Consider the following 19,033-nt stretch of genomic DNA (forward strand, 5'->3'; position numbering starts at 1 on the left):
ATCAAAGATGGTTAATGCCGTGGACATCCTATATTTGTTCGCCACTGCAAGTCCAAGTATTTGCTCAGTTCAGCTCTTGGATGGTGAAGGCGTGAACCGTGCCACGTGCCGCCCGATCGCGCGCGGCAACAGGGGCTGCAGTTCCTGGAGATTCGCCACGGTGAATTTGCGTGCGAAGACAAGAAGCGCGACGAGATACACTATGCCGCCTGCCGTGACGCAAAGCAGGAATCGGCCAAGCGGCGGGAAATCATCAAGCACGAACAGGCGGAGCGTTGTGACGGCGATCGCCATGATCGCGCCGCACAGATAGGGCGGCGCGATGTTCGTGATCGCGCGCCAGGGCGACACGCCGATCCCCTTCGCCACGAACCGCAGCGAGAGCGGCGTCGTGATGTGCGCGCGCAGCGTATGCCCCGCCGCCACCGCGATCGGCCCGAAGCTGATGGTGCACAACGCGACGAGCAGATTGCCGATGAAGCCGATCAACGTCGCCCAGAAGGTGAGGCCGGTACGGCCTGCGGCCGACAGCGCGGGACCTTGGAAATAATTGAGTGTTGCCGGTCCGACGACCAGCGCGAGCGCGATCATGATCAGCCCGCCCTCGTGCCATTTCGGACCGAACATGAGGCGGACGATATCGGGCGCCGTCGCCGCCATCCCGAAGAACACGGGGCAGGTCAGGAGCGCGCACGCGCGGGTGACGCGCAGATAGGCGGGGCCGATCTGTCCGTTGGTCTCGTGCACGCGCGAGAAGGCGGACATCGAGGCCGACTGCAACGGCGTGATGACCAGGCTGACAAGCATGTTCAGCGCGCGCGATCCGACGCGATATTGGGCGATCGCCGCCGGCCCGAGAAAGCTGCCGATCAGCAGCGCCGTGACCTGGGAGTTGCCGTTGGCCAGCAACTGGCTTCCCAGTTGATGCGAGCTGAACTGGCCAAACTGCCGGTATTCGGCAAACGAGAAGTGGAACCGGGGACGAAAGCCCGACGAACGCCACAGCAACAGGCTCGACATGCCGGATGCGAACAACCGGCTGATTACCATCGCCCAGACGCCCCAGCCCAAATAGGCGAGCGTAACGCCGATCACGCCGCCGATGACGTTCGAACTCATGCTGCGCCGCGCGATGATCTTGTGGCGGAATTCGCGTCGTAGCTTGGCCGTGTGAACGGTCGATGCGCCTTCGATCAGCAGCAGCGCGGACAGCGCCGCGAGCACATAGCCGAACGTCTGGTCGTAATAGACGCCCGCAAGCGGCGCGACGACGAAACACAGGATCGCGGCAATCGAGACGCCGATCGCGATATTGGTCCAGAATGCGGTGCTCGATACGTCGCGGTCCCAGTCCGGTCGCTGGATCAGCGCATCCGGGATGCCCGCGCCGACGAGGATCCGGCTGAACTCGATGAAGACCGAGGCGAAGGCCACGATCCCGAACTGCGCGGGCGTCAACAACCGCGCCAGCGCGATGAAGACAACCATCGTCGATACGTTGTTGAAGACGCTGGCCGTCACCGTCCATACGCTGCTCGCGGCGAGCTTGCGCTTCACATTCATTCGAGCGTCTTCCTTTCGAACGTATCGACGCAGCGGCTGCGCGTATGCGTGTGGTGACCCGTTAGAAAGCGCACGTCGAAATGGGAAGGCGCAACTTGTATCGGCGTCAGCGTGTGGCCATAGCGTCCCCGCGCTTGCGAGAAGGATGAGAGTTTGCCCAGCCGGACGCTACGTGTTGCATTGCGGCCTGCCTGGCGAGGGCCCAACCCCTATACGGCGATGTTCGCCGATGCGCTCGCGTCGGAAGGCGTAACCGTCCGCGAACTGTACCAGAATGCGGCGAGTGTCCTCGCCGCCGGTGATGTCCTCATTCTCCATTGGCCCGACGAATTCTTTTATGCGCGGAGCCTGAGCCGCCGGTTTCGCGGCATGCGCAGCCTGACGGCGCTGCTGATCGCGAAATATGTCCAGCGCAAGCGGATCATATGGGTCGGCCATAATCTGGTACCGCACCAGCGCGGTGCGCGCGTGTCGCGGATCCGGCTGCCGGTGTTTCTCCGTGCGGTCGATGGATTGATTTTCCTGTCGCGAGCCTCGCAAAGCCTGTTTTGCGAGACCTATCCGCAACTGGCTGCGGTGCCGTCGATCGTCGTACCGCATGGCCATTACCGATCGCGCGAGCGGTCCGTCCCGTCTGTCCGCGACGTCGCCGGCGCGCGCGCGGTCCGACTCGCCTTCATGGGACAGGTCAAGCGATACAAGGCACCGGATATCGTCGCCCGGCTCGTCGCGAGCCTGTCGCCCGACCGGTGCGAGCTCGTCATCGCGGGACAGTGCAAGGATCCCGATCTCGGCAGCGAATTGACCACGATCGCCGCGGGGGTGTCGAATGTGGATATTCAGCTCGGGTATCTCGAGGATGCTGCCCTCGAGGCGCTGATCGACGGCGCCGACGCAGTTATCCTGCCCTATCGCGACATCCTGAACAGTGGCTCGGCGCTCATGGCACTGTCGCGGTTTCGACCCGTCATCGCCCCACGCCTCGGCAGCCTCGTCGATTTGCAGAACGAGGTCGGTGAGGCGTGGGTCTGGCTGTACGAAGGCGATCTGACGACAGAGAAGCTTGCAGCGGCGCTCGACTGGGCCCGCCAGCCGCGCGATGCGCGGGGCCCGGATCTGTCGCGACAGGAATGGGCGCTGATCGGCAGCCGGATCACGGCGTATCTGCGCCAGATTGTCGCGCGCTAGACCGTTATCGCTGCCAGAGGTCGAACGGAAACGCGGCGATCAGCGCATCGGCGTCAAAACTGATCGCGGGGTGGGGGCCTTCGCCAAGCGCTTCCTCGACCGAGCGGACCGGGTCGAGCGATGCGCGTCCCGTGCCTTGCGCGTAATCGTCATATTTGAACGTCGACTCGGTTTCGGATAGGCGCAGATAGCGCGCCGGAACACCGAACGCCTCGGCGAGGATCAGGCCGTGCAGCGAGCTCGCAATCACGAACTTCGCCGACAGGATTTCCTCGATGCACCGGTTCCACCCCCAGAGCGGCGAGACCAATCGCGTCTGATCGGTGACGAGCGGTAGATCGTGGAGATTGGGGACGATAACATAGTCGCGGTTCGGCGTCGGTACGAACCGGTCCTTGAACAGGCGCGGCACGAGTAGGGCGGGATCGCCGAACACATCGGGTACGGACATTCCCATGTCGCGCAGCCGCGCGGCGGTCTTCGGTCCGCGGACCGCGCGTATGTCGAGCTGCCGGGCGGGAATGTCGCCACTGGCAACCTTTCCATTGATGCCGCTGCCCCAGATCACGTCGCCATCATTGGCAAAATGCAGGATGGAGCCGATGCCGAGAAGTCGCCGTGCGGTTTTGACCTCGTCATCCAGCGTCACCCCGCGCATCATGCCGACGCCGCTCACGACGATCTTCGACAGGTGATCGCCAAAATTCCGGCTGCCGTCCTTGGGCTCCCAATGGAACAGCTCGACCATCGGGTACGGCGCGGCGATCGCGCGCGTCGCTGTCGTTGCCGCCTTCGGAAAAAGCTTCGAGATAGTTCGGCGGATCATTCTCGCACTCCTGGTTGCGGATCTCTTGCGGCCTCTATGCAGCCTGTCCCACGCGTCGCAACCCCACGCCGTCAATCGCCTCGCGCGGACCGCTGTCTTGGGATATGAATTGCTGACAGGGCAGCATCCGCGTCAAGGATGTTTCATAACGGGAGGGTGTCATGTCTACGATTGCAACCGGCGCTCTGGCCGGATGGAAGCGCTGCGAGGGAATGAGCGGCATCGTGCTGACGATGCAGATCGTCGAGTCGGTGGAGGCGTATCAGGAACAGCGCGTGGCAAAGGTCCAAGTCGCGTTGAACGATCGCCAGCTGCGCTCTCTTGCCCGTGACCTGACGCGTGCGGCATCCGAGCGCGGCATCGAGCTCCAAGCCCGGCGACCGTGGTGGCGCGTCTGGGGATGACGCCGCGTCGGTGAGTGGGATCAGCCGTCGTAGAATCCGGCCGGCACGGGGCCATGAAACGCATCGACGCACCGGCGTACCAGCGCCTCGGGGACCTGTCTGTTCACGTACCCCAGCGAGCCCGCCTGTGAGAGCAGCTTCGCGGGGACACCGCCCACCACGCTCGTCGGCGGCACGTCCTTGGTCACTACGGCATTGGAACCGATCGACGTGTCGTCGCCGATCGTCAGGCGTCCGACCACTTTCGATCCGGCGCCCATGAATACGCGGGCGCCCAATGTCGGGCTGCCCCGCATCGGGCCGCGATTGGCCTGGCCGAGCATCGATCCGTGCGTGATGTTCGCATTGTAGCCGACAATGGCATCGCCGTTGAAATAGATGCCGCCGAACCGATTGATGAAAAGCCCCGGTGCGATGAGCGTGTATTCGGGAATTGCGATCCCGAACTTGTAGCGTGCCCGCAGCAGCATCCACTTGAGCAGAAAATACAGCCCGCCGGCCTTGGCGGGCTTGAGCGCGAGATACCCCGTCAGGCGCATCAGCACCGTGTATTTGTATCCGGGCGTAAAGAGGTAATGCTTCAGGAAATTCTTCGCATCGACGGATCCGGAATACCGGTAAAGGTCGGCTGCAAGGACGGCACGTAACGCACTGAAGCGGCGTATGCAGCCCCTGCGATGCGGTTTTCCGAGCTGTTCAAGATCAGCTTCGTCGACATGTGTCACGATCAGGTATCCTGTTGCGGTGCAACGCGACCTACGGCGTTGATCCGGGCGTGGTCAAGACCGTAGCGCTGGCGGTCGTCGGCGTGATCGGCTAGGTATGCCATCCATGGACTCCCTTGTCGCGAATGGGCGCGCTCTACCCTATTACGCATCCATTCCAGCGACGTTGCTGGCGCTTGCGATGCTGTTCGTGGCATTGCGGAGCAGCCAAGGGCGCGCCACCCGCTTTGTAATATTCGCGATCTGGCTGCGGTTCATCCTGTCCGCCTTTCATCCGATCACGTTCAGTTCTTCCCCCATCGGGCTGTCGTACAACGCGCTCGGATCAATCTTCATCTGCGGTCTCGGGGCGTGGGTTTTGAAACCGCGCGGCATGTTCGATGTCGGTCTCGTGCCTTTTTATCCGATCCTGCTGGCGGTAATTCTAAGCGGCTTTGCTAATCACAGCGTTTCACCAATGGTCGATATGACGGTGAAGTACTTGTATCTGGCAATTATCACGCTGGCGGTATCCGAATCGCTACAAGATGATGGCTGGGACGAGCCCCTACGGAAAGTGTTTCTGCCTTTTCTAATACTCGTTGGCTTTCAGGCGCTATCGGTGTTGCTAGGTACGGTGAAGGCAGCCGAATCCGATGGATCGGCCAGCTACATTGGCGGTTTCTACCATGAGGCGGGGTTCTCGGTTGCGCTTGCTGGCGGGTTGCTCGTTGTGTGTTTGCGACGACGGCAGGTCGCTCTCTACAAGGTGGCTTGGGTTCTGGTGTTTTGTGTTGCCATTATGCTCGCAAATTACCGGACTGCGATATTGGCAATGGCGCCTCTGATCGGCGCAACCGCGCTAATTGGCGCCGCTAGATCTGTGATCCGTGAACAGCGTGTAATTGTCGTCGGCATGATGGCGGCAATCGTCTTGGCGGTCGGTGTGGGCGGAGCTATCGCTGGAAGAGAAAGATTTGCCGATTTAGGTGCTGTCGCTGCACAAGGTACGGAGCTTATAAAACGCCCGGATCAGTTCAACCTAGACGAACGCCATTTGTTATCGGGGCGGTTTGTCATCTGGAGCGGTTATCTTTACGGATATAGTGATTCAACGCCCCTGCAACATATTGTCGGCCTTGGTCCAAACGCGTGGATAGGCAAGTTTAAAGTTTACGCGCATAATACACTGGTATCCGCAATATACGAATTGGGAATATTTGGTTTAATAAGCACCGTGTTCCTATGGATATGGATGCTCGTATTGGCGATTAAATCGCCGAAAGGCGTTCGAGGCATTCTTGTGTCCGCGCATATAAGTTTCATAATTCTGAACATGGCTACGATGCCGCTCTGGATGATCGAAGGCATGATTTATTACGGTATATTGTGCGGAGCTACGATCGCGGCCTTCAAAGCGGGAAGGCCGCAATCGCGGAAAATCTTAAAGCAGCCTGCTGTATAACTCGACCACCTTCGTCGCATGATTCGCGGCGGATAGAGCGTGAGTGATCTCGAGTTTCTTGTCTTCTTTCAGGAGCACACTTGCAGGGTGGTCTAATACGTCGAGTGCGACGGCGGCGAATGCGGGGTAATCCGCCGCCTTGTCGACCAGGCGGCCGCCCGCCCATCGCCGACCAATTTCACCATGTCCGGCGTCGTCGGTGGCTACGTATGGCGTTCCAAGCAAAAGGCTCTCGATCGGCGTCCTTCCCAGAGGTTCGTTGATAGCCGGCGCGAGCATCAGATCAAGGGCAGCAATGTTGCTCTCTACGGGCAGGCGAAAGCCTGGAAGATGCAGGTGGTCAGCAATGCCGACTTGCCTTGCGTAGTCCTTGATTGCGCCCACCGCGACATCACCCTTTCGCCCAAACATGACAAATGATGCTAAGGGGTGGCGTTCGAGTATGACCTTGCAAACATCTAGGAAGAAGAAGGGGCGCTTTCGCTCCCAGAAATTTGCGACAAAGCCTATGATCGGACCCTCGGCAGCCAAGTCGAGCTCATTGACCAACTTTTGTCGCTCTTCTGAACGATTCGGGATGCCGCCCAATGCAAAGGGGTTGTCAATTGTTTCGACCTTTCCCGCGGGCAAAAACGCCATGAGCTCCTTCACCGACTCGGATATCGCAATCGACTTGTCCGCGAGGTTCATGATGAGCCGGTTCGCCAGGATGGGACGATTGAATGCCCGATTGTGATATACCAGCGGCGCTCCCACCAATTTTGCAGCCGGGCCCCAGGATTGCAGCGCGCCCATGCCATGGCAATGCACGATTATTCCGGGCCCTTCCTGTCGAAGCATGTGCGCCCGGAATGGCAATCGCAGCAAATCATACGCGGGGTTATGGCGAGCGGCAGGCGTCTCGGACAATTCGCGCACAGTCAAGTCATAGCGCGCTGCCTCATGGGCAATCTGAGTGTCTTTGTTCGCGTATGCAAATACCTCGATGCCCAGATCCTGCAACGCTCGACACAGCGTAAAGGAGGAGATGTGGCTGCCACCGATCTCGGTGCCCGTGTATGGTACGATCACACGCTTTGGCTGCACGCTCTGCTCCTATGATTAACGAAAGTTTCACTAGGTATCGATACAGTCTGTATCATTTTCGCACGTAACCCGATCAATGCCGCGCGACGTCGCGCGTTAATCGGGGAACTCGCGCGATGGCTACCACTTATATCTCACCCACGGGGATGGGCAATAAAAGCGGTTCCGACTGGGCTAACGCAGCATCCATTACAAGCCTGAACGCCATGATCGCCAAGGCCGGGCCCGGGGGCGAAGTCCTCCTTCTTGCTGATGCGGGCAGCTATAAGGTGTCGTCCCCGATCAATATCTACGGCGGCGGCACGGCGGGCGCAGCCGTCACGATCAAGGGCGTCGATCATAGCGGCAACGCGATGGAGGCAACGATCGAAGGCACGCGGCCCTCCGTCTATGCCGCGAGCAACGCAGCCGGTAACGAACTGTTCAAGTTACAGGCCGGTGCCGGGAATCTCAGCTTCGAGAACCTTCAGGTCAACAACACCGGGACCGTCTTCCGTGCCGCCGGCGACGTGTCGAACATCACCATCGAGCATGTCGATGCGAGCAATGTCGCGCGGTTCTTCGAGGACTATGCGGGTGGCGCGAACAAGACCGCGACCGTGACCGGGCTTACGATCCGTGACGTCGAGGTCGACGGCTTTTCGAAGGGCGTCATCCGGCTTCAGTACAATAGCAGCAACATCCTGATCGAGGACGTGCGGGGCGACAGCCTGAAGCAGGATGGCGACAATTTTGCGATCGGCGTGCATCTGGACGGCACGGCGCATGACGTAAAGATCATCCGCACGTCCATGGCCAATGCGACCGACACCACGAGTTCGAGCTATTGGAACGGCGACGGCTTTGCGACCGAACGCGGCGTGTACAACGTCCTGTTCCAGGATACGGTGGCCAGCGGCAACACGGATGCCGGCTATGATCTCAAGTCGACCGGGACGACGCTGGTGCGCGCGATCGCCGACGACAATGCCCGCAATTTCCGGATCTGGGGCGAGGCGACGATGATCGACTCTGTCGGCCTCGATCCCCACAAGCGCGGCGGGATCGCGAGCCAGGCACAGGTCTGGCTCAATGAAGGTGCCAAGCTGACGATTGACGGCGGCAGCTTTACGGACTCGGGCACCAACACCGCCGTATTCTATAACAACGGCACGATCACCGTGTCCGACGTGAGCGTCAGTCTTGCCAGCACCGCAAAGCTTGTTGCGGGCAAGGCACTGACGGGCGCGTTGACGACCGTCGAAAAGCTTGTGCCGACGGGCCCCTATTCACTCGACGCCGGGCTGAACGTGCCCGTGGTCGGCTCGTTGCTCGATACGCTTCCAATCGTGCTCGCGCCGGTCGTCACGGTGCCCGTTATCACGGTGCCGGTCATCGCTGCGCCGGTCGTATCGACACCGGTCGCCGAGGCGCCTGCCGCCTCCGTGCCCGTCGTGGTCGCGCCTGCCGCACCGGCCGTGGACACGCCTCGCGACAGCATTTCGCCACTCCACTTCGTATCGAACGCCGCCAGCGAAACGATCAAGGCAACCAGCGCGGCCGACAGCTTCTATTTCAACCAGGCCAGCAAGCAGGGGGCCGACAGCATCATCGGCTTCGGTGCCACCGACCTGTTGATGACGGCCAAGATGCTGAACGACGGCAACAAGGACGGGATCATCACCTATGGTTCGAACGGGGTACTCGACCTCGGATCGAAGATGGGCACCGTGAAGCTCGAGGGCGTCAATGCCGGGTTGCGCTATCTCGGCCTCGTCGATGGCCATTTCGCCTATGCCGCCGCGTCGGTGCGTCCGAAAAACGCGGTCGAGGGCAAGTTCGGCGTCGCTGACACGCTGGCGGGTGACGCGGGCGACAAGAAGGCGGGGGCGTTCTTCTTCGACAGCGCGCTCGACCAGTCGCTCGGGCACGACAAGGTCACCAAGTTCGGCGCGAAGGATATCATCGTCACGACCACCAGGATCGGCGGCAGCGATGCAGGCGCTACCGTGGCGGCGGCCGGCGGTGTGTTCTCGCTTGGCCATGACGGCATCGATCTGGGCGACTTCACGGTCACCGATACGGCAGGGAAATCGGTCGGCGCGCTGGAATTCGACGGCGAGCGTGTCGTCGGTGACACGCATTATTATGTCTATAGCGCGATTGGCAGCGCTGCAGGCCTCGCGCAACTGGGGTTTTAATCGTCTCGTTGTGTCTGCAACCGCGCCCGGTATCTCAGTATCGACCGTATGAGGGCGTTTGTCCGTCGGTATCTCGACAGCCAAAGTGCCACGATGCCAGCGAATGATTGCAGGTTGTGGTTCTCATTCCAGGCCTGCGTAAGGAATATTTCCGCTGCCTCCATGTTGCCGTCCCGCAATCCCCTCAGGCCGCGGGCGGCATATTGCTTCGACTGCTTTATCAAAGGCTTTGTCAGGAAAAAAGCGCTGGGGCCAATTCTGTCGAGCAGATCGCGACCATCCTGATCGACGTCTTCAGCGCATTGTACTGCGAATTGGGACAGCCGTGTCTGAAGAAATAGGCTTCGTGGTGTTTTGGTGACGCCGCCGTGAAAGCTTGTCCGCTCGTACAAAAGATCGGGCAGGACGGCATAGTCACAGTATCGGCCCATCCGTAGCCACAGGTCACGATCCTGAGCAAACCTGAATTCCTGACGATACCCGCCGACCTTATCGAACAGGCTTCGACGAAACATGACCTCGCCGTGGCTGAAGGGGTTGCGATGAAGCATGGTCTTCAACATCGGACCTCGCTCGATCACCCCTGCGCGGGGCCCAATAACCATGCCATCGGTCAGCCGCGCGCACCCCACCGCGCCCACCTCAGGGTTTGCATCAAGGAACGCTGCCTGCTTTTCCAGCCGCTCAGGAAGCGAAATGTCGCCTGCGCCATGGACTGCAATATATTGTCCTCGACTCCGCCTGACCGCAGCGTTCATGGCCGCGGTAAATCCGCTATTGCTTTGGCCGGTGACATGAAGCCGGGCGTCATTGAAAAGCGACAACTGGCTTAAGGTGTCATCGGTGGAGCCGTCGTCAACTACAATGATTTCAAAATCTTGCGATGTCTGGGAAAGGAGGCTGCCGATCGAGGTGCTGATAAGTGCGGCTCGATTATAGAATACCGTGATGCAGGATATCTGCGGCGAGGAATGCTCGCTGCTGGTATCAGCCAGCTCGTGATCGACAGAAATCATGATGTCAGGTTGCCACCGCTATTGTCATCGATGCCCGCGCCTCATGATCTTCAATATCCGAACCGATTTCCGAGCCAATGCAGGCAGTGGAAGGGGGGTGAGTGACATCAGCTTCACAGCGACGTATTTGCCGAGGCTGTCTCGCGGGCTGAAGTCCTCGATTGATATCGCGGAGGGCCGTTCCCCCGTCTTCCAGGTATTGAACGCGTATTTGTGCATTTCACGATTGGCAATACGCCTCAGTCTCCGCGCAATGCCTGTATCCACAGTCGGTACGCGGTCCACAATCGTATCAACGATGCGTTGTCGCGCGGTAAAACGCTCGACCTTGGTCAGCATATTGTCGGCATCGCGGTGGTAGGTCGCCGTTTTCCGGCCGGTATAGGCGCACCGGGTTGCGAGCATCGTGCGCAGCCACAGGTCGCGGTCGCCGCCGCGCCGGCATAGCCCCGCGGGGAACATCCCGACCGACAGCAATATGTCGCGTCGGATGGCGACGGCGCCGGTCCACAAGGGGCATCCGCCCTCCAGCCAGAAGTCGAGCATCTGCGCGGTATCATAGACGCCGGCCTTGTGCCCGGCATGCGTGAACCAGTCCTCGACCTGCCGACCCGAAGGTTCCAGAAACTGGTATCCGGTGAAGACGCAGCCAACGTCCGTCCCGCCGTCGCTGATCGCGGCACGGATCGAGGCGAGATGATCGGGCGTCCAGCTGTCGTCGGCATCGAGGAACGCGATCCATTCGCTGCCCGCGGCTTCGATCGCGAGATTGCGCGCGGCATAGCCGCCGGGGCCAGGTTCGGTGCGCGTCAGGAAGATCGCACGGTTTCCTGCGGCCGCACGCAGCCTTTCGATCGACCGATCGGACGATGCATCGTCGACCATGATGATCTCGTCCGCAGGCGATGTCTGTCCCTGCGCAGCCTCCAGCGAGCGGACGACATGGCGCTCCTTGTTGTGCACCGGAATAACCACGGCGATAGTGGGGTCCGTCACGTCATGCCTCCCTGCACTTTGCCCGCGACCGCAGTGGAGCGCCCAGCTTTTACCGACGCGTCGCATATGCTAGGCGCGCCGCCTTGTCGACCTGGGCGGCATCTCCAGAGGATTGATAGTCGAGATGACACGCCAGGCCGGTCCCTCCCCGCAAGCGCGGCGCGCACCATCCGGCTTCGGTTGGGAGGCCATAACCGTCGCGATCAGCCGCTTTTTCCAGAAGGGCAGCTATTTCATAACGAGCCTCATCCTCGCCCGATTGCTCGGCCCCGAGGGGAGGGGGCTTGTCGCGGCGCTGCTCGTGCCGGCCCAATTGGCCGTCAACTTCTCCGAAATGGGGATCCGCCAGTCCACCGCCTTCCATCTCGGGCGCGGTATCTATCCGCTCGAGCGGCTGCTGCCGACGCTGCTGACGTTGGTACCGCTGGCGGGGACGATCGCGGTCCTGCTGGCGCTGGCCTATCTCGACTATGCGGGCGTCGCACGCGATGACTGGATGCTGCGCGCGCTGGCGGTTGCGTCGATCCCGACATCGCTGCTGTCGAGCTATGCAAGCGGCGTCTTTCTCGGGCGGCAGCGGATCGCGGCGTTTCGTCGGACGAGCTGGCGGCCGGCGCTGCTGCGACTCGTCCTGATCATCGTCCTGGGCTGGGCACTGGATCTCGGTTTGTACGGCGTGCTGATCGCCAATCTGGGCGCCTCGCTGCTGGGATCCGGCTACGCGCTGTATCTGCTTTCCAAGGAGGGGCGGCTGTACCTTGGGTTCGACCGGGAGGTCGCGGTCAGGTTGCAACGCCGGGGCTTGTCCTACGCCGCGTCGCTGTTCGTCATGATGCTCAATTACAAGATCATGATCCTCTTGCTGACGCGGTTTGCGACGCTGCGCGAGGTCGGCGTCTATGCGCAGGCCACGGTCATCGCCGAACTCATCTGGGAAATTCCCACCGCAGTCAGTTCTCTCCTGCTGTCGCGCAGCGTCAATGCAAAGGAGGACAAGGCCTTTTCAACGAAGGTGCTCGTCCTGGCGCGGGTCTCGTTCCTCGCGGCGACGGTGCTCGCGATCGGCATAGCGATCGTCTCGGGATTCGCCTTTCCCCTCCTGTTCGGCAAGCGGTTCGCCGAAAGCGCGTCGGTCTGCAACGCGCTCCTACCGGGTGTCGTGGCGTTCATCGTCTTCAAGATTCTCAACACCAACCTCGCCGGTCAGGGAAAGCCCTGGGCGTCGCTGATCATCATGGCGCCGGTGCTCGCGTGCAACATCATGCTGGGATGGTGGATGATTCGCCTCGACGGCGTGATGGGCGCCGCCCTGGCGTCGAGCATCACCTACGTCGTGGCCACGATCCTGTACGTCGGCCTTTATGCGCGGATGACGGGCTTCACCGTGCGCGACATGGTCGCCTTCCGGCGGTCCGACTTTGCCGCTCTGGCGACGCATATCCCGTATTTGAAGCGGCCTGGTAAGCGCTGAATCGCACCGCGCACGAAGTGTGCGGGGCAATCAAAATATAGACGTCGCTCCATATCCGGCAGCAGGGGCCGGCATATTGGCCAGCCGGCCCGTAAAACTATCAGCGCCGCGCTCAGACATCTTCGTATCTCGACAGCTGTACTTTGCCGATGGTCCGGATCGTCCGTCGGAAACCTGATGTCCGGACCGTTGCTTGCTGCATGCAAGATTCCGATCTGTCCCATCGCGAGACAGGCGACTGGCGAAATCGTTGACAACGATGCTGAATTAATTGAACTCGATCCTTAATAAAGCATTAAGCGTTGGGCACGGCAAAACGTGACAACATGGTTTCAAACAAAGACGGCAGCGGAGACAAGACAATGGCATTCGGCGACAACAGCAAGCTGATCACGACGGCAGACAACACGATCATGCTGAACAACGGCACGAACGATACGGTTGCCAACACGACTGGTGCGACCGCGTTCAGCTTCAGCGCAGGCAACACCGGTGACGATCAGATCGAGAACTTCGGCAAGAACGACACGATCCTGAACTACCAGAAGATCTTCGACGGCAACAACGACGGCATCATCGACTTCGGCGCAAACGGTATCCTCGATATCGACCGTACGTCGAAGAAGAACCCTGGCGCAGACCAGATCACGCTGCAGGGCATGGAGAGCAAGCAGCTCCGTTACCTTGGCGAAAAGGGCGGCGCATTTGTTTACGCCGACGCAAGCGTCAAGCTCGCTGGCTTCACCGAGGGTACGGTTGGTAACGACACGCTCGACGCGGCGACCGGTTCGAAGAAGTTCTTCTACGACACCGCACTCGGTCTGAACCTCGGCGGCGACACGATCACGGGCTTCGGCGCTGACGACCAGATCGTTACGACCTCGCAGATCTTCAACGGCAAGGCCGGTGCAGACGCAGGCGTGCAGATCAAGTTCGGCAACAACGGCGTGCTCGATCTGTCGGGCGAAATGATGAACACCAAGGGTGATGACGGCGCAGCACATGGCGGCCAGATCGACCTCGTCGGCGTCAGCGGTCTGTACCTGCAGTCCACCAACGAGGTGAACGGCGTGACGTACTACCACTACGGCATCGACAACACCGCAGGCTAATGCCCGCGGCTCTTCTTCGGGAGAGATGATAGAGAGAGATTTCCTCACGGAAATCTCTCTCTTTTTTTGTTTGCCGCGCTCGGGTGCGAACGCGTTCGAGACCCGTGCCGGGCAACCGCGGTCGCCCGGCACGTCACCGGATCAGAAGTTCAGCGTCGCGATGCCGGCAGCGGATCCGTCGAGGCTGTAGACATAATAGGTCATGCCGTCGTGCGAGACCGCGCCGTCGAACTCGAGCATCGAAACGGATGCGCCCTTCAGGCCGCCGATCGTGACATCGCCCAGATCGACCCCCGCGCCGCTGCCCAGGTCGAGCATGCCCTTGGCACCAAGCTTGACGTGGCCGGTGCCATCGTCCTGCAGCGCGACCGTGGTGACCAGCACGTCCTTCTTGCCGAAATTCGACAGCGTGTCGTGGCCGAGATCGAGCCCGAGCGCGGTGTCGAAGAAGAACTGGCTGGCCTTCTTGTCGGTCGAGTCGCCCGACATCTTGTCGTTGCCGAGCTTGCTTTCCGACGCCCCCTTGGGACGGACGCTTGCATCCGCGTAAATGTAGCGCCCGGCGGAATCGGCGCCCATCAGGCGGAGATCCGAAACGCCCTCGATGACCGCGTAATCGTTGCTCTTCGGCGAATCGAGCGACAGGCGGTTGGCTGCGAAGGTGATGATGCCGTCGCCATTGCCGTCAAAAAGCTTGGCCGTTGTTGCCAGCACGTCCTCGTGGCTGAAGTTCTTGATCGTGTCGGTGCCGGTATTCTTCGCGATGTCGAAGAAGAACATGTCGTTGCCCGACGTGCCCGAGAGCGTCTGCGAGGCCGAACTGCTGCCGTCCTGGACCGATGGCTTGGCGACAAGCGGCGTGACCGGGGGGACGACGACGACGACGGGGGGAAGGACTGGCGGGGCAATGGTGGGAATGACGGGCGCCGCCGCGACCGCGATCGAGACGACGCCATTGTCGAAGGCCTGCCCGTCGCTTGCCGCGTAGGTGAAACTGTCGCTGCCGACATAGCCCTTGTCCGCGACATAGGTGAAACTGCCATCGGCGTTGAACAGCAGCGAGCCATGCGTTGGTCCCTTGACGAGGCTGGCGGTGAGCGCGTCGCCGTCGCCGTCGCGGTCGTTCGTCAGGACGTTGCCGGTCTCGCTCTTGCCCGCGACGATCGCGACCAAGTCGTCGACCGCAACGGGAGCTGCGTTGACGGGCTCTGGGCGCGCGACGGCGCTCGCCTTGATCTCGGCGACCGTCGCGTTCAGGTCGTTCGTGATCCCCATGTAGAACGTGAACGTCGTCGATTGACCCGCCGCGAGCGTGCCGAGGCCGAAATTGATGTTGATCGCGTTGTCGCCCTTGAGCGAATAGCCCTCGGCGGGTGCGGCATCGAAGGTCGCCGCGGCGTTGGGGTTCTCGTTGACGTACCCCTTGAAGGTGGAGACCATCGCGCGATCATCGGCGGTGTAGTAAAACAGCGGCGTCTTGCCGCTGGAGGCATAGGCCGCGATCAATGCGCCATCAGCACCGTCGCCACCCTGCTCGATCACCGTGTTGACGGTATCGAAGGTCGCGCCGTGATCGGGGTCGATCGAGCGCATGTAATGCAGATCGGCGACGGCCTTGCTCGTCGTGTTCGTCAGCGTGACGTCGACCTTGATGTATTTCGCACCATCGGCGAGCGACATCGTCTGCGCGACCTTGACGCCCTCGGTCGTCGCGCCCGTCCAGCCGGCCTTGCCGATCCCATCGCTCGACAGGTCGGAGGAAACGCCGCCGGCGACCTGGCTCTTGCCGTTCCGCTCGCTGTTGACGCTGGTGTAATGCTTGGCGCCGATGTCGTAGCCGATCGAAAAGCTCTCGACGGGCGTTCCCGCGAGCATCGCGTCGCGCGTCGCTGCCGCGCCCTTGCCGAAGCCATCCGTGTCGCCCACGAGCCCCAGGCGGATATAGCCGTTAACCGCATCGGTGACGAACCCGACCGGTGCGGTGGCGCGCGTCCCGAGCGTGCCGCTGCCGTTGATGCCCAGACTCAGATACTGACCCTGCAGAAAAATCTCATTTCCGATGGTTGCGTCGAGTGTCATGCGCTGTTCCCCCGTTCCAGACGGCGCGCGGGTTTATCCGCACGGCGTTCTGGTTCCCTGAATGTCACGGCAACTGCGGGTCACTCGCTGCTTCCTCACAACGAATCACCCAAAACCGTTCAATAGGAATGGCACGGACCAATTGACGGCTTCTCAACATAGACGTCTAATTTCCGTTAACCTTGGGAACCAAAACGCGGGCCGAACGTTTTCGCCGGTCACTTGCCATTCCCCATTGAATCCAGACGGATCAACAGCTTACGCGGTCGGGTAAGGCCGTCGAGCAGCGCGCAAATTTAACTGAAGACGGACGTCCCTTCAGGGGCGTGGCCACTTTGCCAGCTCGCGGGATTAGGGAATGAGCCCGACATACGCCTGTGTGTCGTCATTATCCGGCCGCTCCGCGTTCGGTGCCGTCAGGGCAGCGTGCATCCCGTCCCGAGGTGAATGTCGGGCGTCACCTTGGCATCGAGACGGATCATCTTCGTGCCTGCCGGCACATGAAGTTCGCACCGGTCGATCGTTAGCTGCCCCTGACCATGCACGACGATGATCGGCTTGCGCTCGGTCGAGCGGACGACAAGCGTGCCGATGTGCCAGTCGGCCCCGGGATTGATCTGGAGATGCGCCTTGGCGGGATCGGTGCTCGTGATCCGCGTACCGGTGCCGGTGCCCCAGAACCGATAATTGATCCCGTTTCGCGCCGCCGACACGTTCTCCAGCCTGGTGTCGGTCGACTTCAGGTCGAAGCCACCATCGCTGTTGTCGTTGGCGGTGCTGTTACGGAATATGATCCGCGCGGCGCCGCGCTCGCTCGAGAACCCATCGCCGTTGGTATAGCGCTTTTCGCGATGGATCATCTGAAACCCGCTGGCGGTGACGGAGTCGATCAGGATGTCGTGGGCGTTGCCCTGGAGCTCGATACCCGCGGGGAGTTCGGGCGCAGGCGTCGGCGCGGCCAGTCGCAGGGTCGTGTTCCGGATGACGATGTCGTGCGCATCGCCCTTGAAGCGAAAACCGCCGCGCAGCACGGTTGCATCGATATTCTCGAACCGGCTGCCGCTCGCGATCCCGAGCGGGTCATCGAGCAGGCGGTAGGCGTTGCCATAGCGCTTGTTCTGGACGACCGACTTGGCACGCGGCGCAATCCGCTCCGTGGCACCCCGCCGCGCGTCGAAACGATCGGAAGCGGGCAGGCCGGCGGCACCGGCGCCCCCGGCAGCGCCCGGCTCCAGCCGTTTCGCCGGCGCTCCGGACGCGAGCGCCAGGGATATGATCAACATGCCAAGCCGGTACGCCATACGCCGTCCTTTCGATCGACCGCAGCGTTTGCGGTCGTCGCCGGCCATCTAGCAGGGGCTTAGCGTCGCTGCGAGGGGGCCTCGCCTTCGGGTGGTGTCGGCCGGCCGGTCGGGTCGACGGGCAGCGTGGTCGCCAGCGGACCGCTTGGCGGGGGCGCGACCGCCGCGATGACCGTCGTATCGGTGGCGGGCGGGAGGATCGGCGCGGCGCGGTTGCGGCTGCTCGGCACCTGGATACTGTCGAAAGCGCGGACGATGGCCGTGAACGGGCTCAACTGGCTCCGCTTCTGTTTTTCGAGATTGGCCGCGGAATCATAGATCGCGACCGCCTGATCGATCGCCGCCGCCTGCAACCTGCCGAGATAGGCGAGCACGTTCGCCTGTCCGGCATATTGCGAATATTGCGCGTTCGCGAGGATGAGCTGCGCGTTGAGCAAGCGCTGTTCCGAATCGAGAACCTCGAAGTTCGACCGGAAGCCCTCGGCGAATCCGCGGCGGACGCCGTCGAGCGCGACCTGCGCGGCTTCAACCGCCGCCTGGCCGTTCGTCACCTGATCCTGCGACGTGATGGACTGGTTCCACGCGTTGAGCAGCGCGCTGTCGACGCTGCGCCGCGTATCCTCGATCAGGAACGACAGCGATTGCTGGTTCGCGATCGCGGCGCGGATCTGCGACCCGACGACACCCTGATTGATCAGCGGCACGGTCACCGTCACGACGCCCGACAGCGCCCGACCCATATCGCGCACATTGTAGCTCGCGGGCGCATTGTAGCCGTAGCGCCCCTCGGTCGCGATCGTCGGATTACGCTCCGCGCGCGCCGCCGCGACACGCGAACGTCCCGCGCGCTCGTTGAGGATCGCCTGCCAGAGGGTCGGGCTTTCCTTCTCGGCGATCTGATACGCCGTGTCGATCGACGTCGGCAGGCCCGGCAGTGCGGGCTCTGGCTCGAGCACGCCCGGGTTGCGGCCGACCACCGCTGCGAACCGCGCGCGGCTCTGTTCGAGCGATGCGCGCGCCTGCGCCAGCGACGTGCGGATGATGAGGAGCTGCGCCTGCGCCTGCGCGATATCCACCCGCGTCAGATCGCCGCCACGCTCGCGCGCCTGCGCCTGCTGGACCTGGCGTTCGTACGACCCGACCGATCGCTCCTGGATCGCGACGATCCGCGAGTCGCGCCGCACCGAGACATAGGAGTCGACGACTTCGAACAGGATGAAGTTCTCGACCTCGCGCAAGCGTTCGCGCCCCGACAGCACATCGGCTTCGGACGCCGACAGCTGTGCCGCGGTGCGGCCGCCCGTGCTCAGAATCTGCGAGACGGACACCGCCGCGCCCATCATCTTCTGATCGAACTTCTGGAAGTCGTTGAAGAAGCCCGCGCGTTGCACCTGTTCCTGATAGGAAAGGCTCGCGACGACGCCGACGTTCAACCGGTACGGGGAGGCCGCCTGGATGACCTGCTCGTCGAGGACGCGCAGCTGGGCACGTTGCGCCTCGAGGCGGGGATTGTTGCGATAGGCATCGGCGATCGCATTACCCAGCGTATCTGCCGACGCCGGTTGCACGGCGATGCCCGCAAGTAAGCACGCGCACATCAACCAACGAGCCCGCCGCATATAGATTATCCCCCTGATGTCGC

General features: G+C 61.7%; 15 protein-coding genes. 6 read left to right on the plus strand and 9 right to left on the minus strand.

Annotated elements, in window-relative coordinates:
* Positions 1–69: 69 nt before the first annotated feature.
* A complete protein-coding gene (locus AC0CH3_RS10490) occupies positions 70–1,563 on the minus strand; it encodes a lipopolysaccharide biosynthesis protein (protein WP_465237862.1) in 1,494 nt (497 codons plus the stop codon).
* 153 nt (positions 1,564–1,716) lie between these two features.
* On the opposite strand from AC0CH3_RS10490, the gene AC0CH3_RS10495 reads away from it, so the two are divergent.
* Positions 1,717–2,751, plus strand: a complete 1,035-nt coding sequence (locus AC0CH3_RS10495; RefSeq protein WP_465237863.1) for a glycosyltransferase — start codon at positions 1,717–1,719, stop codon at positions 2,749–2,751.
* Positions 2,752–2,755: 4 nt separating this feature from the next.
* Here AC0CH3_RS10495 and AC0CH3_RS10500 read toward each other — a convergent pair whose 3' ends face one another.
* Positions 2,756–3,577, minus strand: a complete 822-nt coding sequence (locus tag AC0CH3_RS10500; protein WP_465237864.1) for a polysaccharide pyruvyl transferase family protein — start codon at positions 3,575–3,577, stop codon at positions 2,756–2,758.
* A gap of 161 nt (positions 3,578–3,738) precedes the next feature.
* Between AC0CH3_RS10500 and AC0CH3_RS10505 the strand changes: the two genes are divergently transcribed.
* Positions 3,739–3,981 (plus strand): hypothetical protein, encoded by a 243-nt coding sequence (locus AC0CH3_RS10505; RefSeq protein WP_156350159.1) that lies wholly within the window; start codon positions 3,739–3,741, stop codon positions 3,979–3,981.
* Between the two features lie 20 nt (positions 3,982–4,001).
* Here the strand turns inward: AC0CH3_RS10505 and AC0CH3_RS10510 are convergent, their stop codons facing one another.
* Entirely contained in the window at positions 4,002–4,706 is a 705-nt protein-coding gene (locus AC0CH3_RS10510) for a serine O-acetyltransferase (RefSeq protein WP_465237865.1), read from the minus strand.
* Positions 4,707–4,812: 106 nt separating this feature from the next.
* Here AC0CH3_RS10510 and AC0CH3_RS10515 point away from each other — a divergent pair, with 106 nt between their 5' ends.
* Positions 4,813–6,150, plus strand: a complete 1,338-nt coding sequence (locus AC0CH3_RS10515; RefSeq protein ID WP_156350157.1) for an O-antigen ligase family protein — start codon at positions 4,813–4,815, stop codon at positions 6,148–6,150.
* Here the strand turns inward: AC0CH3_RS10515 and AC0CH3_RS10520 are convergent.
* The gene (locus AC0CH3_RS10520) at positions 6,130–7,236 is read right to left on the minus strand and encodes a glycosyltransferase family 4 protein (RefSeq protein WP_465237866.1); all 1,107 of its coding nucleotides are present in this window, start codon (positions 7,234–7,236) and stop codon (positions 6,130–6,132) included. The two genes, AC0CH3_RS10515 and AC0CH3_RS10520, sit on opposite strands and share 21 nt — an antisense overlap.
* A gap of 206 nt (positions 7,237–7,442) precedes the next feature.
* On the opposite strand from AC0CH3_RS10520, the gene AC0CH3_RS10525 reads away from it, so the two are divergent.
* On the plus strand, positions 7,443–9,416 hold the full coding sequence (locus tag AC0CH3_RS10525; protein WP_465237867.1) for a hypothetical protein: 1,974 nt from the start codon (positions 7,443–7,445) through the stop codon (positions 9,414–9,416).
* Here the strand turns inward: AC0CH3_RS10525 and AC0CH3_RS10530 are convergent.
* Entirely contained in the window at positions 9,413–10,432 is a 1,020-nt protein-coding gene (locus AC0CH3_RS10530; RefSeq protein ID WP_465237868.1) for a glycosyltransferase, read from the minus strand. The genes AC0CH3_RS10525 and AC0CH3_RS10530 overlap by 4 nt on opposite strands.
* A gap of 24 nt (positions 10,433–10,456) precedes the next feature.
* On the minus strand, positions 10,457–11,428 hold the full coding sequence (locus AC0CH3_RS10535; protein WP_465237869.1) for a glycosyltransferase family 2 protein: 972 nt from the start codon (positions 11,426–11,428) through the stop codon (positions 10,457–10,459).
* 124 nt (positions 11,429–11,552) lie between these two features.
* On the opposite strand from AC0CH3_RS10535, the gene AC0CH3_RS10540 reads away from it, so the two are divergent.
* Both AC0CH3_RS10540 and AC0CH3_RS10545 read left to right on the plus strand, forming a co-directional pair.
* Positions 11,553–12,899, plus strand: coding sequence for an oligosaccharide flippase family protein (locus AC0CH3_RS10540; protein ID WP_465237870.1), 1,347 nt, complete (start codon positions 11,553–11,555; stop codon positions 12,897–12,899).
* Positions 12,900–13,261: 362 nt separating this feature from the next.
* The gene (locus tag AC0CH3_RS10545; RefSeq protein ID WP_465237871.1) at positions 13,262–14,011 is read left to right on the plus strand and encodes a hypothetical protein; all 750 of its coding nucleotides are present in this window, start codon (positions 13,262–13,264) and stop codon (positions 14,009–14,011) included.
* 141 nt (positions 14,012–14,152) lie between these two features.
* On the opposite strand, the gene AC0CH3_RS10550 is transcribed toward AC0CH3_RS10545, so the two are convergent.
* The 3 genes from AC0CH3_RS10550 to AC0CH3_RS10560 form a co-directional block, all read right to left on the minus strand.
* The gene (locus tag AC0CH3_RS10550) at positions 14,153–16,090 is read right to left on the minus strand and encodes an Ig-like domain-containing protein (RefSeq protein ID WP_465237872.1); all 1,938 of its coding nucleotides are present in this window, start codon (positions 16,088–16,090) and stop codon (positions 14,153–14,155) included.
* Between the two features lie 416 nt (positions 16,091–16,506).
* Positions 16,507–17,373 (minus strand): hypothetical protein, encoded by an 867-nt coding sequence (locus AC0CH3_RS10555; protein ID WP_465237873.1) that lies wholly within the window; start codon positions 17,371–17,373, stop codon positions 16,507–16,509.
* Positions 17,374–17,450: 77 nt separating this feature from the next.
* Positions 17,451–18,959: a TolC family protein gene (locus AC0CH3_RS10560; RefSeq protein ID WP_056018080.1), complete on the minus strand. Its 1,509-nt coding sequence runs from the start codon at positions 18,957–18,959 to the stop codon at positions 17,451–17,453.
* Between the last annotated feature and the right edge of the window lie 74 nt (positions 18,960–19,033).

It is taken from the genome of Sphingomonas sp. AC449, from assembly GCF_979253475.1.

Bases quoted from the DNA above. Each gene is read 5' to 3' on its own strand.
- AC0CH3_RS10490 (WP_465237862.1), bottom strand. From the start codon at position 1,563: ATGAATGTGAAGCGCAAGCTCGCCGCGAGCAGCGTATGGACGGTGACG.
- AC0CH3_RS10515 (WP_156350157.1), top strand. From the start codon at position 4,813: ATGGACTCCCTTGTCGCGAATGGGCGCGCTCTACCCTATTACGCATCC.
- AC0CH3_RS10545 (WP_465237871.1), top strand. From the start codon at position 13,262: ATGGCATTCGGCGACAACAGCAAGCTGATCACGACGGCAGACAACACG.
- AC0CH3_RS10550 (WP_465237872.1), bottom strand. From the start codon at position 16,090: ATGACACTCGACGCAACCATCGGAAATGAGATTTTTCTGCAGGGTCAG.
- AC0CH3_RS10500 (WP_465237864.1), bottom strand. From the start codon at position 3,577: ATGATCCGCCGAACTATCTCGAAGCTTTTTCCGAAGGCGGCAACGACA.
- AC0CH3_RS10525 (WP_465237867.1), top strand. From the start codon at position 7,443: ATGATCGCCAAGGCCGGGCCCGGGGGCGAAGTCCTCCTTCTTGCTGAT.
- AC0CH3_RS10540 (WP_465237870.1), top strand. From the start codon at position 11,553: ATGACACGCCAGGCCGGTCCCTCCCCGCAAGCGCGGCGCGCACCATCC.
- AC0CH3_RS10555 (WP_465237873.1), bottom strand. From the start codon at position 17,373: ATGTTGATCATATCCCTGGCGCTCGCGTCCGGAGCGCCGGCGAAACGG.
- AC0CH3_RS10530 (WP_465237868.1), bottom strand. From the start codon at position 10,432: ATGATTTCTGTCGATCACGAGCTGGCTGATACCAGCAGCGAGCATTCC.
- AC0CH3_RS10505 (WP_156350159.1), top strand. From the start codon at position 3,739: ATGTCTACGATTGCAACCGGCGCTCTGGCCGGATGGAAGCGCTGCGAG.